At 36.4% G+C, this 16,661-nt stretch carries 16 protein-coding genes; all 16 read right to left on the reverse strand.

The window, feature by feature from the left end:
* Positions 1-28: 28 nt before the first annotated feature.
* Positions 29-2,173 carry a flagellar filament capping protein FliD gene (fliD, locus tag C7390_RS11315; protein ID WP_116444214.1) on the reverse strand — a complete coding sequence of 715 codons (2,145 nt, stop codon included), beginning with the start codon at positions 2,171-2,173 and terminating at the stop codon, positions 29-31.
* A gap of 11 nt (positions 2,174-2,184) precedes the next feature.
* A complete protein-coding gene (locus tag C7390_RS11320) occupies positions 2,185-2,622 on the reverse strand; it encodes a flagellar protein FlaG (RefSeq protein ID WP_055176960.1) in 438 nt (145 codons plus the stop codon).
* A gap of 226 nt (positions 2,623-2,848) precedes the next feature.
* A complete protein-coding gene (gene csrA / locus C7390_RS11325) occupies positions 2,849-3,073 on the reverse strand; it encodes a carbon storage regulator CsrA (protein ID WP_022502412.1) in 225 nt (74 codons plus the stop codon).
* Between the two features lies 1 nt (position 3,074).
* On the reverse strand, positions 3,075-3,533 hold the full coding sequence (fliW, locus tag C7390_RS11330) for a flagellar assembly protein FliW (RefSeq protein WP_055306888.1): 459 nt from the start codon (positions 3,531-3,533) through the stop codon (positions 3,075-3,077).
* Between the two features lie 29 nt (positions 3,534-3,562).
* Positions 3,563-5,173 carry a flagellin N-terminal helical domain-containing protein gene (locus tag C7390_RS11335; protein ID WP_116444215.1) on the reverse strand — a complete coding sequence of 537 codons (1,611 nt, stop codon included), beginning with the start codon at positions 5,171-5,173 and terminating at the stop codon, positions 3,563-3,565.
* A 41-nt stretch (positions 5,174-5,214) separates the two neighbouring features.
* Positions 5,215-6,789 carry a flagellar hook-associated protein FlgK gene (gene flgK, locus C7390_RS11340; protein WP_055176955.1) on the reverse strand — a complete coding sequence of 525 codons (1,575 nt, stop codon included), beginning with the start codon at positions 6,787-6,789 and terminating at the stop codon, positions 5,215-5,217.
* Positions 6,790-6,884: 95 nt separating this feature from the next.
* Positions 6,885-8,819, reverse strand: a complete 1,935-nt coding sequence (gene flgK, locus C7390_RS11345) for a flagellar hook-associated protein FlgK (RefSeq protein ID WP_116444216.1) — start codon at positions 8,817-8,819, stop codon at positions 6,885-6,887.
* Between the two features lie 164 nt (positions 8,820-8,983).
* A complete protein-coding gene (locus tag C7390_RS11350) occupies positions 8,984-9,496 on the reverse strand; it encodes a flagellar protein FlgN (RefSeq protein WP_022502407.1) in 513 nt (170 codons plus the stop codon).
* Positions 9,497-9,508: 12 nt separating this feature from the next.
* Positions 9,509-9,859, reverse strand: coding sequence for a flagellar biosynthesis anti-sigma factor FlgM (flgM, locus tag C7390_RS11355; RefSeq protein WP_318295684.1), 351 nt, complete (start codon positions 9,857-9,859; stop codon positions 9,509-9,511).
* A gap of 113 nt (positions 9,860-9,972) precedes the next feature.
* Positions 9,973-10,395, reverse strand: coding sequence for a hypothetical protein (locus tag C7390_RS11360; RefSeq protein ID WP_022502405.1), 423 nt, complete (start codon positions 10,393-10,395; stop codon positions 9,973-9,975).
* Positions 10,396-10,423: 28 nt separating this feature from the next.
* Positions 10,424-11,128, reverse strand: coding sequence for a ComF family protein (locus C7390_RS11365; protein ID WP_318295685.1), 705 nt, complete (start codon positions 11,126-11,128; stop codon positions 10,424-10,426).
* A gap of 34 nt (positions 11,129-11,162) precedes the next feature.
* Positions 11,163-13,427, reverse strand: coding sequence for an SF1B family DNA helicase RecD2 (gene recD2, locus C7390_RS11370; protein WP_116444218.1), 2,265 nt, complete (start codon positions 13,425-13,427; stop codon positions 11,163-11,165).
* A gap of 83 nt (positions 13,428-13,510) precedes the next feature.
* A complete protein-coding gene (locus tag C7390_RS11375) occupies positions 13,511-13,918 on the reverse strand; it encodes a hypothetical protein (protein ID WP_055176931.1) in 408 nt (135 codons plus the stop codon).
* A 43-nt stretch (positions 13,919-13,961) separates the two neighbouring features.
* Positions 13,962-14,777 (reverse strand): flagellar hook-basal body protein, encoded by an 816-nt coding sequence (locus tag C7390_RS11380; RefSeq protein ID WP_022502401.1) that lies wholly within the window; start codon positions 14,775-14,777, stop codon positions 13,962-13,964.
* 20 nt (positions 14,778-14,797) lie between these two features.
* Entirely contained in the window at positions 14,798-15,571 is a 774-nt protein-coding gene (flgF, locus tag C7390_RS11385) for a flagellar basal-body rod protein FlgF (RefSeq protein ID WP_022502400.1), read from the reverse strand.
* A gap of 21 nt (positions 15,572-15,592) precedes the next feature.
* Complete coding sequence (gene mreB, locus C7390_RS11390; RefSeq protein WP_022502399.1) at positions 15,593-16,585, reverse strand: rod shape-determining protein; 993 nt, start codon at positions 16,583-16,585, stop codon at positions 15,593-15,595.
* Positions 16,586-16,661 lie beyond the last annotated feature (76 nt).

Raw genomic sequence — 16,661 nt, forward strand, 5'->3', positions numbered from 1 at the left:
AATATAGAATTAAATCAATACCCAATTATCAATTTCCAAATAAACCAGACATTGATGATGTCTGCGAGTTAAGCTTTGATAAAGCTGATTCCATAGCTGAGAATTTACTATAATAGTAATCTTCCCAAGTTGTAATCTTAGTCTCTGCATCACTTATCTTAGTTGTATATTCTGAATATTGCTTAGTCATCTGCTTGTCATTATATACTGTATAAGCACTGCTCACTGAAGATGTAGCCATCTTATTACCTAAATCTGTATAAAGCTTTGTAGCAAGCTGTGAGAAGAACGAAACTACAGTCTCCGGATCACTTGCTATTGCCGCCCTTAACTTATCATCATTACCCGATGAAACAGAGTCATCTGAATCACCATCAATATGATATACACCTTTTTCATTCTCACCTGATGAGAAATATCCCTGTGTTGCTATACCAAAGCTTGATAAAGCATACGACTTTCCGTTAATTGTAAATGATGAAGCCATATCATTCTTCATAGTATTGATAATACTGCTTAAAGTATCATCCTTTCTAAGCAGTGAGTCCTTAATCTTAGTCTCCCACTTTTCAACTTCATCATCTGTCATTGCGGACTTTTCATCATCTGTAAGTGGTTCATATCCCTTAGAGCTGTCTGCATTATAAGCTTCATCCATTGACTTAATCAGCTTATTATAATCTGTAAACATATCTTTAATAGACTTATAGATTGCATCTACATCTGTATCTGTAGTTATTGTAACCTGCTCATCATCCTTAGTCTTAGCGGTTACCTGTATTGTAATGCCATTAATCGAATAGTTATTGCTATTACTTGTAAATGTAGCACCATTAAGCTCAATTTCTGAATCCTGTCCTACTTTTCTTGATGCGCCCTTAGAAAACTTATGTGCTGCGTTAATCATATCATAGCTATTCTTTGCTTTGTTCTGATACTGTGTTGTAAGGTCTGCCTTAATCTTAGTATTCCTGTCAGCAGTCTCAGCAGCTATATTGGCAACTCCAGCAGCTGAATCTGTCTCTTTTAGAGCTGATACAGTTGTCTTGCCATCTTTCACCTCAATATTAACATAATTTTTAAGGTCTTCCATTGATTTCTTAGCTGTATCGTAGTTAGCTATGTCTGATTTAAGTGTTTCTACAGAACTTGTAAGGGTTTTATATTGTTCTTTTTCTTCGTCTGTAAGTTTACTTTCATCAAAATCACTATCATTATCTCCGCCTTTGCCTTTTAAAATAAGTGCATCAAGCTGTGCCTGTTTTGATGTAAGCTGTGCCTTAGCATTATCTTCAGCTGTGACACCTGTATCTGACATATATTTAGTATTAAAACTATCAACTGTAGCAGAAGCTTTACTATATGCTGCAAGCTTTTCCTGTGCTACTGTATCAAAGCTTATCTTATTACTCTCATAAGCACTATTAATAATATCATCAAGTGCTGATGTATATGTACCATCCGCAGCATTATAATAGCCAGCCCATTTTGTATACTCTGCTGTAGATGTCTTATCATCTGTATAAAGTCCCAATTCATACAAAGAGTCTCTACCAGCTGTATCATTAGCTACTAATGAAAAATCGCCATCTTTACCAGAAGTCTTGGAACTTATAAAGAATCTCTGGTTCGCCTCATCAAAGCTTGCCTGTACACCAGCATCCTTAAGCTTTACTAAGAACTGATTAACTGTCATATCATCTGTAAGTTCTATATTAGTTGACTTACCATCAACAGAAAGTGTAACACTTCCCTGTCCAGACGTCTTATTTGTTATAGCTGATAACTTGCTTGAACCTGTTATCTTTGATGTGCTGTCTGATTTATTAGTAACTTCACCACCTGTAAGATAACCCGATGATGCAAGTTCTTTAACCTTTAATGTCTGGTCTCCAGCTACCGCACTTGAACTTGCTGTAACTGTAGCTACACTTGAATTAGATACAGTTGACTTCTTAAGGCTGTATGCTTTACCAAACCTCGCTGCTGAAAGCTTTCCACTATAAAAGCTATATATGCTTGTATTCATAGTCTTCCACTTTTCCTGTTTCCAGGAAAGCTTAGTCTGAGCCTTTACAAGATTGTCTTTCTTTAACTGATATCCTGATACAAGTGCTGTTACAAGCGACTCTGTATCCATACCTGAAACCATACCTGATAATCTTATTGGCATAATATTACCTCCTATCTCTTCTCATCAACAAGGATACCAGCAAGCTCCCAGGCTTTTGCAAGCATTTCAAGAGCCTTCTCTGATGGTATCTCCTTGATGACTTCATCAGTGTCCTTATCTTTAATCTTAATAGTAATACGGTTAGTTGGCTCATTATAACCAAATTCTGCTATTGTATTTCTATTAATTACTTTCTGTATATCTTTGAGTTCCTTGATACTTGCTTCTTTCTTCTCATTCTGCTGTGCAAGATTAGATTCGCCATTGTCAGTACCACTCTTCTGTGTATTGGTTATCTGCACTGTCGATGCTGTACTGACTTTACTATCTGCTGTCATCTCCTTTGCTGCTGTATCAGAAGAAGTCTGAACATTAACCTTATTAATCTGTGTTGCCTGAACTGCCTGATTATGGTAATTGGCAGCTATGCTCATTTTATCAATTCCCATTATCCTTCACCTCCGTGTGGTTATAAAAAATGTTCTCAAACCGATATTAACCAATATTACAATTCTGCAATATATATCCTAGTGCAGTAAAGAAATCCTTTTCCCGTATTTATTGCACTTTACTCAGTTTCTAAACCCTATATCGGCATTCTAATGCCATAATATAATATTATATATTAATTATATTCATTATAAATCATTACAATTGTTATAACAAATGTAACTATCATTTCTTAAAGAGTTGGTTAAGTGCCTTAACATCAATTGCCTGTTGTGTAGCTTCCTTATTAGCATCCTTTATCTGTACATATACTTCTTTTCTGTAGATTGGAACAGACTTAGGTGCTGTTATTCCAAGCTTAACCTGATCTCCTTTAATCTCGATAACTGTGACTTCTACGTCATCGTTAATTATTATAGCTTCATCTTTTTTCCTTGATAATGCCAGCATTCTACTCACCTTTCCTTTCTTCAAGAATTGAATAAATAGGATATCTGACTTCATAATCATTGTTGTCGGCTATAAGCTGTACACCCTTTAATGTATCAGCATTGACAATGATTGGAGCTTTGAAATTAATTGTCATCTTAGTAATATCTGCCGGAACAGTAAGTACACAAAACACTATAAGATCAGCTTCTTTAATATCACTTCCAAGAGCCTTTAACATCTCATCTTCAACTATCGGATCATAGTCTTCTTTAATAAGCTCCGGCTTTAACATTGGAAGAGCAAGTTCTGGCTCATCTAATGACTGTAACCACATTATTGATGCCTCGTCTCCCTTATCCACATCGTATATAAGTGTAAACTTTTTACAGTCCTCAAAGCCAATAACCCCAAGGTCAAATGTTATAATCTTCTCATCATCAATATCAATCGTTCCAAACCATCTTGTATCTACCTTCACCTTAAAACCCTCCATTAATTATCATTTTATTATCCAATAAAATCAAGTAATGTCTGCTGTACCACCTTGCTTGCTGCTGAAAGTGCCGCATTATACACAAGCTGGGCAGAAGTATAAGATATAACAACTTCCTCAAGATCAATATCTTCATTCTCAGACTTAAGACTTGTAAAATTAGTCTTCTGTTCTGTAAGTCTTGACTTGGTAAGGTCAAGTCTTGTAATCCTGTTACCTACATCAGCCTTGGCATTAGAAATCTGTTCCTGATATCCCTGCATCTGTCCAATTCCTGTCTCAAACGCTTTAGTCATCTGGCTCTTTGCTAATTCCTGCTGCTTTGTAAGTCCTTCAAGAATATCACTTAAACTCTTCTGGTCTGCATCTGATGAATATCTTTCCTCTTTCATCATACTTTCAACCTTTGACATCTGGCTCTCTATATCAAGAACATTCTGTACTGCTGATGTGAGGTCATCTATATTTCTTCCAAAATATATATTAAACGCTTCATCTGCCTGAGTATTAACCTTTAACTTCTGTGTAAAATTAATATTATACTCTATATCTTCATCCTTCTTAGCATAAGTAACGCCTGTAACATTATCAACACAGTCAAAATACATTGTTGGATTAACATCACCCTTTTTAAAATTAGATTTATCATACTGCACTGAGAATGAATTGCTTGTATATACGTCCTTATATACATTTTCTCCAAGAAGAACTTCACCAACCTGTGAATTAATAACTATCTCATCATCACCTGGTATATAATTAGTATCTGATGTAAATGATACTGTAACTGCATTGCCACTTCCATCACTAAAGAAGTTACCTGTAACGCCTGTTATATTACCATTGGCATCTGTATTAGTTGTAACACCTGTAACTGCATTACCATCTGCATCTGTTACTGATATTGTTCCGTCTGTGTTCTTAGTTATTGAAGCCGTATTGCCCTGACTGTCTGTAATCTTAAATGTTCCATTAGCATCAACCTCTGAATAAGCAAGCTGTAATCTGTGTACTGTCTGCACATTTGGTGTAATAATCTTGCCATTAGCATCTTTTTTAACTGACAGATTCATAATATCATCATTAGAATAGGCATTAGTATATACAGTCTTACTGCTAAGTGCATCTCTTGTAAAGTTCTGTGTTATTGTATAGTCCACATCCTTAGCATCTGCATCTGACTGATATGTCAGAGGCTTGTCTGTTGCATAACCTGTGAATACATATCTTCCAGCATAATCTACATCTCCCTGTGTATAGAATGAATCCTTTAGCTTATTAAGTGTCTCAACAATTGTATTACGTTCCGAAGGAGAATAAGAATCTGTTGCACCCTGATTACAATAGCTGTAAAGCTGTGATACTATATTGTAACTCTGGTCAAGAGCATCGTGTGTTACCGAAAGCCATGATGAAGCATCTGGTATATTCTTATTAATATACTGTGTAACCTGATCAAGACTTGAACGAAGTCTTAATGCTCTGATTGCAATAATTGGGTCATCAGAAGGCTTGTTAATCTTCTTCTGTGTAGATAACTGTGTATCCATTGTATTAATCTGACTTTTATTAGTCTGTATATTAGCTATAGAGCTGTTTATCATCATCTGATTAGTTATTCTCATACTATTCCTCCATTCATTTACAGATATGCTATGTGAACTAATTATAAGCCCGTCTGGTTAATAAGCTTGTCGTATATCTCGTTCATAACCGACATCATCTTAGAGTTAAGATTGTAAGCCTGCTGGAACTTCATAAGATCCATAGCTTCTTCATCAGTATCAACACCCATAACCGATAATCTCTGGTTCTGAATTGTTGTCTTCATATTATTATAGTTAGAAAGAAATGTCTTAGCCTTACTTGAATCAATTGATACATCACTGACAATACTTTCAAGGAAGTAAGCACCTGTACCACCATCAAATATCTTTTTCTTCTGAAGTGCATTAATCTGTTCAATCAGATCGCACTGTGATTCGCCGTCCCCTACATTTGACTTTGTCGCAAGCTTATCAGCATCCTCTAAAAGAGCCGAATTAACAGATACTGTTGTTGCTGTAAGAACTCCAGAACCATCCTGAACAACAAAAAGTGGTATACCTTTATTCTTAGCATCAGTTGTATCCGCATCTGATACATAGCCACTTTCAAATATGCTGTTAACTGCCTGTGCAAATGTCTGTATAAACGTATTAAGCTGTACCTGATAATATGGAACACCCTTATAATTAATATTCTCGCCTGCCTGTGCATTAGTCTCTGTTACGATATTACCATCAATATCTGTCTTGTATGTTCCATCATCATTCTTAGCATAAGACTCAATCTCTCCATTACAGCCATCTCTTATATCTATAAGTGCTTTTAACTGTCCTCCAAGTGAGTCACTGTATATATTAAAATCAGATCCGTCATTCCACTTTATATCATAAAGTCCATCTGCATCGCTTGTATTTCTTACTTCACCTCTTGCCACAACCTCTAATGTCCTGTAACTGTAATCATTAACAAGTGACTGTCCATTAATTGTTATCTGGAATGATGTAAGACCATTCTGGATTTCTGTCTCGCTTACTGTTATATTAACTGCCTTTGAAAGCTCATCAACTAATGCATTTCTCTGGTCACGAAGATCATTAGCATCACCATAGCACGCCTCAATCTGGTTAATCTGCTTATTAAGTGCTGTTATGTTCTGTGCAAGTGTATTAATATGCTCAACAGTATCCTTTACTTCGTTATTGGCATCTGCCTGTACATTTCTTAAGTTATTAGCTAATGTATTAAAGTAATCTGTCATACTCTTGGCATTATTAATAAGCTGGTTCTTTGCAGAAGTGTCAGCTGGTGTAATTGTAAGCTGGTTAACTGCATCAAAGAAATTGCCGTATTCCTTTGAGAAACCTGAAAGAAGAAATTCATTAAGATAATCCTCAACCTGTGTCATATAATTATTCTTAGCTTCGTACTGTCCATAGTTAGCACAGTTGTTACGATATTTCTCATCATAATAAGAATCTCTTGTCTGTTTAATCTCTACAACATTAACACCTGAACCAATTGTTCCGTATGTTGAATATGTTCTTAAAGCATCTGATGCCTGTAAAAGCACGCTCTGCTTAGTATATCCATCAGTATTAATATTAGAAAGGTTGTGTGCTGTTGTTGTAATAGATGTCTGTGCCGCCTGAAGTCCTTTGTATGAGATTGATAATCCAAAAAATGTAGATGCCATATTAACTCTCCATTCTGCACCTTTATACCAGTGCATTATTTACATTGTTGTATTAAACATCAATTATAATTCAATATAATCTGTAATTAATATAATCAAGAACCAAGTGATGTAACAAGATGTTCTATCATCTCACTTACAACATTAATATATCTTGATGCCGCATTATATGCGTGCTGATATTTTATCATCTTCTCAAGTTCTTCATCTGAAGATACACCTGATGTCTGTAATCTCTGGTTATCATAACCATCAACCATTGATGTCTGGTTATTAACAAATCTTGAAAGTACCTTACCAACTGTAGCAAACTCACCTATATAATCATTATAGAATGAATTAAAGTCTGCCTTGGCATATGAATCAGGATTAAGCGATGCGAACTTTTTGCTGAATGCATCAATAAGTTCATTAGCTTTAGAAAAATCTTCCTTGCCCTGTATTGTTGATAATGGAATTCTGTCAACATGCTGTGAAGCTTCTGGATTAACTAAAAGCTTACCAAGTGTATAGTCCGTCTCATAATCTGCTGTGTTAAGATTATTACGGACATAAGTCTTAGTTCCGTCTGCCGCTGTTATCTGGATGTATCTTTCTGTTCCCTCTCTCTTGAACAATTCAACACCCATAGTCATATCCTTATCCATACCGAAACCAGCCTTGTCTGTGTCAAGTACAGAATACTTCATATTATCAATATTCTCAGCTGTTGTTCCTGCCTGGTCAACATAAAGCTTCTCACCTGATGAATAACTGTAAGTTCCATCACCATTGGCAACACCTTTAACTTCCTTACCATATCTGTCATAAAGTGTTGCATTAACCGAAGCATTATATATGTACTCATCAGCCTGTAATACATTACCGTCATTATCTGTAAGCTCTGTTGTTGTTTCTATTGTCTTTTCTGGACAAAGAATATCATTAAGGGAAGTAACTATTCCATTAACAAGCTTATCAAATCCAGCTATCGCACTAAGTATTGCTGATGGTTCAATATATTTGTTGTAATATTCCTGCTTCTCGTTATATGCATCCATTGCATCATTATAAGCCTGAAGTCCGTCTGCTGTTGTAAGATCGTAATCTTCCTTCTCCGGCATAACAGGTACATCTGTATAATTAACTTCTATAGAACCTCTTGCTACTAAAAGACCTTTGAGTTCTCCCTTGTCTGTATCCTTCATATTATTAATATTAGAAAGATTAAATACATCCCTGTCATAACCTGGCCAGATTGGGATTAACAGTGCACTATTATCAACCTGTCTTGTTCCCATCTCAGTAACCTGTGCCGATGTAACAAATGGTACATTCTCAGCAGTTACAATCACCTCACCATGTTCATTCTCATAATAATCAAAATCAATATAACCACTTAATTCATCTAACGCATTATCTCTTGTATCTCTTAAATCATTAGCACGTTCACCACTTCCAGATTCAACCTTGGCTATCTCTTTATTAAGGTCATATATCTTTTGTCCAAGATTGTTAATCTTATTTACAATATTATTAATATCTGTGTTAAGAGTTACCTGATAATCCTTAAGCCCAGCATATATTGCTTCAGACCTGTCTATAAATGCTGTTGCATTCTGGATAAGTGAAGATCTTGCAATTGTACTTGTTGGATTCTTAGTAAGTTCATTAATTGCGTTATACAGATTCGTTATCTGTGTCTGGTATGTAACGCCCTGCATTTCTCCAAATAAATCTTCTACTTCTTCTACTGCCTTATACTGGCTTTCATAATATCCAAGTCTTGCATTCTCTGTTCTGTATGACTTATCTATAAAATCATTTCTTATTCTGCTTATAGCATCAACATCAACACCAAGTCCACACTTGCCTGTGCTGTTTCCTGTTCCGAACACATTAACATACGTACTGTCTGCAAATGTAATCTGCTGTCTTGTGTATCCTGTTGTATTAACATTTGACAGATTGTGTGCCGTTGTATTAAGTGCTGTCTGTGATGTTTTAAGTCCTGACGCTCCTACCATAAGCGATGCCATTCCGTTAGCCATAATTCCTCCATATCCTAAACCCAGAAAAAAATCACATTCTCAAAGAAAAATCCCAATTCATTCCTTTGAAAATGTGACCCTTAATTCCGAATAATATTACTTAATCTATATTGTGTAATAATCAGAGTCAATCCATTTCTTCTGATTATTAGTCCGGATTATATTTATTGTTTTGCATCAAATCCTGTCGCTCCAGTAATCCCCTGTTCCTCATAAGCTGTTCTTCCATAATTGGAAGTCTGTGGATCCATAACTGAATTCTTGGCAAGATCAAGCTCAAACTGTATCATATCCATTGATTCCTTGAGAAGCAGCTTATTATTATCATTAACTGTTGTAAGCTGGTTCAAAGTTCTTTTAAGTCTGAGATATACTTCTTCTAGTGCATCGTGCTCTTTAGGCTTCTTCTCAAGTATCTGTACTATATGTTCTACTCTTATCTGCTCATATGGAAGCCTTAGTATCGAGCATATCTCTTTCACATCTTCCTGTCTTTTCTGTTCAACGGTTTCAAGTTCTTCTATTAACTTCTGTTCCTGTAGGAATATCTTTTGTAATTCATCAACATCTCCCTTAACAATTGCGGAAGTCTTATCATTGGACAAGTCCAGAAGCTTATTATATCCTGTATCCTCATTATTCAAATCATCGATTAATAGATCTATTAAACTTGCCATGCTTTAACCTCACTAAAATGTTAATGTTGAAATTCTGTCAAGTATCTTATCTGCAACATCTTCAGAACTTATATTATATGTTCCGGCCTGAATACGTGCCTTAACATCATTAACCATATCCATTCTGACATCTGATGTAGAAGCCACTGCTGACTTCGCTACCTGATACAGCTTAGCTGTATCTGAAATCTCATACTTGTCATTCTCTTTCTTATTAGTAACAGCCTTATTATTCTTAGAATAAGAACTTGTCTTATATATCTGACTTACAGCATTATAAGCATCTATACGCATACTTACCGCCTCACTTTCTATCTTCAAAGTCTTGTAAGAACCATTATCAAAGGTGTCTGTAACAAACATTCCAGCCCTTAACTGCCTTATTACAGCTCAGTTCTCTGCTTTATGATTAAGTTATCGGTAATAATCTGTTATCTCTTAACCCCATTTTATAATTAATTTAGATACAAATACAATTAGTTCTTATCAAGAAATCTCATCTTGGCATCAGCTGACGATAATCTCTTTTCCATATGTTCAACAGCGGCATTAGACTCACCATACATTGAGCCAAGATTATTTGCCATTTTATTCTTACATCTTTCACAGAAACGTCCACTTTTTATCGATGCTCCACATCTCTCACATGTAATTCCAATCGGAGAATCATCAGCTATTACAAGCCTCTCGTCTCTTATCCACTGTTCAATCTGTCTTGTGCTTACGTCACATTCCTCTGCAACCTCTGTCATTGTTGCATTATGGTGATCCTGTATGTATTCCTTAACTTCAAGATACTTTTCTTCAATCTTCTCTATGCAATTAGGGCAAAGATTACGATATGGACCTCCTATATAATTATATAATTTGCCACAGCCTCTGCAATTTCTTACTTCCATAATATTCCTCCGTTCTTGTTACCTGTATTCAAAATCCTCTGCCAACGCAGAGTGTAACAGCATATACTTCTTTTACTCCTGCCCTCTTAAGACATTCTGCACACGCATCAATAGTTGTTCCCGTTGTATATATGTCATCTACTATTAATACTTTATTATATATTATAACATTATCAGCTATTTTAAAAGCCTTTTGAAGATTTTTAGTTCTCTGGATATCATTAAGATCTTTCATCGGGCTTGTGGCCCTTGTTCTAATCAGACTATGTTCATTGTATTCTATATTAAGCTTCTTACTAAGGCTTTCCGCTATAAGTCCTGCCTGATTATAGCCTCGTGACTTTAATTTGGATACATGAATTGGAACCGGCATAATCACATCAGGCTGCCACATATTTATTACATCACCGTACCTGCCTGATATTTCATCTGCGTATACCTCTGCATATTCACGCTTATTATGATATTTAAAATTATAGATAGATTGTTTTATCCCCTCTGAATACTCATACACACTCACTGCCTGATTAAACAAATGCTGTTTATCCGTGCAGTCCTTACAATATTCCCTGTTATCGTCCTCTAATGCTTTGCCGCATTTAAGGCATGCAGGTTCTTTAATATATGTTATATATTTAAGACACCACGGACATATATTCATCTTCCTGTTATCAATAACAGGTCTGGGATTTGAACATATCGGACACGCCGGCGGAAACAATATATCTTTCACACCCGCTGCTATCCTTTTATATATTATGTCGTATTTATTCAATATTTTTTATTTCCTTTATCCTCTCATCTAAAGACGAATATCTTCTTGTTTCAGATACATTTTCTGCCATCTGGTTAAAAATTCGTTCATCACCTATCATACATACACACTTTCTTGCCCTTGTAACAGCCGTATAAAGTATGTTTCTGTTCATAAGCATCCTTGGCCCCTGATACATCGGTATTATAACCGCAGGATATTCACTTCCCTGTGCCTTATGTACAGTTATCGCATATGCAAGTTCAAGCTCGTCAAGCTGTGCAAACTCATAATCAACATATCTTCCATCTTCAAATTTGACAGTAACACTCTGATTATAATTGTTGATATCATCAATAATTCCAGTATCACCATTAAACACTCCACTGCCTTGCTCTACCGCAATGCCATAGCGGTTCTTTTTCTCCCATTCAAGCTGATAGTCATTCTTAATCTGCATAACCTTATCACCCTCACGGAATATTGTATCGCCAACTTTCTTCTCCATTTTGCCACTGTCCGGCGGATTAAGATATTCCTGCATTACAGTGTTAAGCCTGTCAACTCCAACAGATGATTTTCTTGATGGTGTCAAAATCTGAAGTTCACTCACATCTGCATTAACATACTTTGGAAGCTTCTCACTTATAACAGTCTTCATAGCCGCAATTATTGCATCTGATCCATTTCTATGTATAAACAGGAAATCCTTACTGTATTTATTAAGTGTCACCTTATCGCCTTTATTAATCTTATGGGCATTAGTTATAATCTCGCTCTCAGCCGCCTGCCTGAATATCTTTTCAAGCTTAACAACAGGAAAGCACTCAGATGCTATTATGTCTTTAAGAACATTTCCTGGTCCAACACTTGGAAGCTGGTCAACATCACCTACAAGTATAAGTCTTGTTCCAACTGCTACTGCTTTAAGAAGCGAATTCATAATATTAATATCAACCATTGACATCTCATCTACAATTATTACATCTGCTTCCAACGGGTTGTCTTCATTTCTGTCAAAGCTCATTCCAAGGCTTGATGTCTGATTTTTCTTGTCTTCTTTATCAGCCATAGTGCTTCCAACTATTTCAAGAAGTCTGTGAATTGTCTGTGCCTCAAAACCACACGTTTCTGTCATTCTCTTGGCAGCTCTTCCCGTCGGTGCCGCAAGCCTTATCTCAAGACCTTCCATCTCAAAATATTTAATTATCGTATTAATTGTTGTTGTCTTACCGGTTCCCGGTCCACCTGTTATTATAACAAGTCCGTTAAGTGCAGCTTTTACAACAGCTTCTTTTTGTATGTCATCAAGCACAATGCCCTCTGATCGTTCAATCCCTGCTATTCTGTTATTGACCTCGTTGATATTTTCATCGCATTTTATATCAAGTCCTGCCAATGCCCTTGCAACATTCTGTTCCATATAGAAATACATCGCAGAATACACATTTTTAGATTCCCCCTCTGTTCTTACAACAATCTTCTTATCTATAGCAAGATCCATAAGAAACTTATCATAATCAGCAATGTCAATAAGCAGAAGTGATGACACCTGCCTCTTTAATTCTTCATAAGGAAGATACACGTGTCCCTGCAATGCCGCCTGATTAAGACAGTAGAACATTCCACTTCTTATTCTGAACTCCGAATCAACCTTAATTCCAACTCTGGAAGCAATCTCATCAGCCGTCTTAAAGCCTACGCCCTCAATATCATCAGCCAGCCTGTACGGATTTTGTTCTATGATTGTGTAAATATCATTGCCATATCTTTTAAATATTTTATTGGCTAAATTCATCTGGATTCCATAATTCTGCAGAAACATCATCGCACGACGCATATCGTGCTTATCCGCAAGCTGGTTAGCAATGTCCATTGCTTTAGCTATGCTTATCCCTTTAATCTCTGCAAGACGTTCTGGTTCATCTTCCATAATGCGGAATGTATCATCGCCAAATGTATCTACTATACGTTCAGCCATCTTGCTGCCTATTCCTTTAACTGCACCAGAACTTAGATAACGCCTCACTGACTCCTTGTCCGCCGGCGCCTTGAATTCATAAGAAGAAATCTTAAACTGCATATAATATACTGCGTGTTTGACAAATTCGCCATTCGCAGTAATAAATTCACCTGTGTTGATATAACTTAACGTACCAACACAGGTGACATCTTCACCCTGATATATTATCTCAAATACTGTATATCCATTGTCTTCATTACGATAAATTATATTATCTATAAATCCTTCAACGTATTTAACAGACTCGTAATCCAATCTGCTTCCCTCTCTTTAATAATATATTAATATTAAAACCACATTGTGTTTAATAAAACCGTCCACTTAAAACACACTGCAATCTATAAATCTGAAGAATAATTACGCTTCATCTGTTCATATAATGTCTGGGCTATTCCAAGTCCTTTCCCATTATTAGACTCTGTAAATACTTCTGCGTAGTTCTTTATCATCTCATCGCCAAAGTAACTTCCCATTGTACTCATAGCCGAATCCGAACTGCCTGAAATAGATGCCATACTGCTGAATAAAGATGAGTCGTCGTCATCATCTGCATCTATCTTAGCCATTTTCTGCATTGACTTTAACATCTGCTCAACAAAGTAGCTTTCAAAGTCCTTGCACACGCTCATAAGTTCATCGTCTGATGCCTGTGAGAAATCTGTACTTGTAAGCTTATCACTAAGCTGTGATGAAGTTTTATCATATGTATCTGCATAACTTGTACTTATTGATGTTGAATAATCCATACCTATTCTCCCTTGTCATTACTGCAAATCATATCTATTTTATTTATCTCTTTAATGAGTTAGCCTGTTCCATCATTGTATCTGACGTTGTGATTGCCTTAGAACATAACTCATATGCTCTCTGTGCTGTAATAAGGTTAACCATCTCTGTTGCCACCTGTACATTTGACGCTTCAAGATAATTCTGCTTTAACTGACTCTTCTTAGCAACTCCGTCAGTCTCCTCATTCATTGGAACTCCTGATGCTTCAGTCTCTGCAAGATAGTTACCACCAAGCTTATCAAGACCTGATGGATTAGCGAACTGGAAAAGTCCTATCTTAACACCTATATTAGCAAGATTACCATCTTCACCTGGATACATAAGGTCACCCTCTGATGATACCTTAATATTAGCCGCATTGTAATCTGATGATAATACGATTGGCTGTCCATCTGTGCTAAGTACAGGATAACCATCTGCTGTACATAACATCATTCCTTCTGTTGCTGTTGAGAAGTAGAAATTACCATTACGTGTATATACTGTCTCGCCTTCTTCATTCTGTACAGCAAATAATCCGTCACCACTAATCGCAAAATCAGTTGAGCTGTCACTTGCATTCATAGCACCCTGTGTAAAATGTGATGTAACTGACGCTACTCTTGCACCAAGTCCTACCTGTGCAGCTACCGGCTTATATTCTCCATTCGCAGATGTTGTTCTCGACTGGAGATTCTGATATAATAATGATTTAAATTCTGTTGATTCTGACTTATAACCGACCGTATTAACATTAGCCAGATTATTAGATATTGTATCTACACTTGTCTGCTGTGCCATCATTCCTGATGCAGCAGTCCATAATGATCTCATCATAATCTTATCCTCCTATGTGATTACAATTCGGAAATACTTACCATCTTGCCAAGCATTTCATCAATCGAATTAACAATCTTCTGATTACTTTCAAATTCTCTTGCTATGTTAATCATATCGACCATTTCTGATACAACATTAATATTAGATGTTTCAAGATACCCCTGATTAACACTTGCTGTTGAATCTTTAAATGTTGCACCGTCTACAGCTCTGTAAAGATTTTCTCCATATGCTTCTATGTAATTATAATCTTCAAAATCTACAATTCCAAATGTATCTACATACTGTCCGTCTGCATATATTCTTCCTGTAGAATCAACTGTAAGCTTGGATATGTCTGTTGGAAGAACGATTGGATCTCCACTCTCTCCAAGCACATAATCACCATCCTTGGTAACCAGATAGCCTTCGCTGTTCATCTGGAACGATCCATCCCTGGTATAAAGTGTTGATGTCTCACCTGCTTTGTTAGTGAATGATATAGAGAAAAAGCCATCGCCTGCAAGTGCAAAATCATAAGAACTCTCAGTATTCTTTAAAGAACCCTGATCCCAGCTTCTGTAAGTTTCTCCTATCTTTACTCCAAGACTCATCTTGCCTATATTCTGATTCATATAACCAACTGTCTCATCTTTAACCTTAATCCCATATACTGAATCAAAGCTCTGGGTAGTCATGCCCTCTTTCTTGTAACCTGTTGTTGTAGAATTTGCCAGATTATTAGATACAATGTCCAGTCTCTTCTGCTGATTCACCAATCCAGTATAAGCAGTATATAAACCTCTTACCATACCTGACCCCTTTTCTTAAATCTATTCTTCTCTGTATCCTGAAAGGAATTCAATAAACTTACCAGTTCCTATAGCAACTGCTGTCATAGGGTCTTCTGCTGTCATTGTGTTAATTCCTGTCTTAGACTCTATAAGATCTTCAAGACCTGAAAGAAGACTTCCGCCTCCTGTAAGAACAATACCTCTGTCTGCAATATCAGATGCAAGTTCTGGAGGTGTCTTTTCTAATACGCTGTGTACAGCTTCAACAATCTGTGAAGTAGCTTCTCTTAATGCTTCTTCTGTCTCTTCAGATGTAACTTCAACTGTCTTTGGAAGACCTGTAACAAGATTACGTCCTCTTACATTCATTGTAACTACTTCTGGTCTTGGATACGCTGATCCTATCTTTATCTTAATATCTTCGGCTGTTCTTTCACCGATAAGAAGGTTGTGCTTCTTTCTCATATATCTAACAAGTGCTTCATCGAAATCATCACCTGCAATCTTTATAGATGTACTAACAACAGTACCTCCAAGTGAAATAACAGCGATATCTGTAGTACCACCACCGATATCAACTATCATATTACCGCAAGGTCTTGAAATATCAATACCTGCTCCAATAGCTGCCGCAATTGGCTCTTCGATAATTGCAACTTCTCTTGCTCCTGCCTGAAGAGTTGCATCCTCAACCGCCTTCTTCTCAACTTCTGTAACTCCTGATGGAACACATACGCTTATTCTAGGCTTCTTTAACATTCTTCTACCAATTGCTTTCTGAATGAAATATTTAAGCATCTTTTCTGTTACTGTGTAATCAGAAATAACGCCCTGACGAAGAGGTCGTACAGCGACAATATTACCAGGTGTTCTACCAAGCATAAGTCTTGCTTCCTCTCCGATAGCTTTAATCTTATTAGTATCTCTGTCAAAGGCAACAACTGATGGCTCTTTTAACACAACACCCTTTCCTTTTATATATACAAGAATACTTGCAGTACCTAAATCAATACCAATATCAGTAGATAACATACTGTTCTCCTCCCTAATCTTCTATAATTATCCAATCTATTACATAATTCTGTTAAAGCACTATACATTAAATACT

The organism is Bacteroides galacturonicus, from assembly GCF_003096855.1.
Lineage (GTDB): Bacteria > Bacillota > Clostridia > Lachnospirales > Lachnospiraceae > Lachnospira > Lachnospira rogosae.